Consider the following 741-nt stretch of genomic DNA (forward strand, 5'->3'; position numbering starts at 1 on the left):
CGGCCAGGCAGTGCAGCAGCGTCGACTTGCCGGAGCCCGAGGGGCCCATGATGGCGACGACCTCGCCGGGGTGGATGGAGAACTCGGCGCCGTCCAGCGCGACCGTCGGGCCGTACGCCTTGCGCAGGTCCCGGGCGGTGAGCAGGGAACCGGGGGGAGGAGTCATGCGGCGACCTCCGCGCGCAGCTTGTCCAGACGGGCGGTGGTCAGTTCCAGCCAGCGCAGATCGGCCTCCAGATGGAACAGGGCGTGGTCGCAGATCAGCTGGTCGGCGAGGTCNNNNCGCCGGTTTCTATGCCGTCGACCTCCACGAGGCCGTGCTTCAGCAGCCGGGACATCGTCGAGTAGACCTGGCCGTAGTGCAGGGGCCGGTCCTGACCGAACTTCTCGTCGAAGGCCCGCTTGAGGTCGTAACCGTGGCGCGGGCCGGACTCCAGGAGTCCTAGGAGGGTGTGACCGATGGACATGCCCCGCACTCTACACACCGTGTATACGCAATGTGTATACACACCGGGTGTAGCTCAATGACTTCCGGACGCGGAGCAACCTTGGGCCCCTGGTAACCGTCGGTTCCCTTGGAGCAGGTGCTGATTCTCACGTCCGTAAAAGAGCGGATCAGCTGCCCTTTGTCATATAGGCGGGTGTTAGCTTTCGGAGCTGACCACCGAGACGGAAGCGGAGCGAAGGACCCATGGGACGAGCGGAAGAGAGACGAGCGCGACAGCGCGGCGGCCACCGCGC

The 741-nt window shown here is 65.9% G+C and carries 1 protein-coding gene and 1 pseudogene; both read right to left on the bottom strand.

Going from position 1 to position 741, the window contains the following annotated elements; genetic code table 11:
* On the bottom strand, positions 1-166 hold a 166-nt coding region (locus CCN72_RS36620; protein ID WP_143664338.1), incomplete at its 3' end, for an ATP-binding cassette domain-containing protein.
* A pseudogene (locus CCN72_RS36625) lies at positions 163-467 on the bottom strand (PadR family transcriptional regulator). The pseudogene CCN72_RS36625 and the gene CCN72_RS36620, both read right to left, overlap by 4 nt.
* Positions 468-741 lie beyond the last annotated feature (274 nt).

The sequence above is a fragment of the Streptomyces murinus genome, assembly GCF_002154555.1.
Taxonomy (GTDB): Bacteria; Actinomycetota; Actinomycetes; order Streptomycetales; family Streptomycetaceae; genus Streptomyces; species Streptomyces murinus.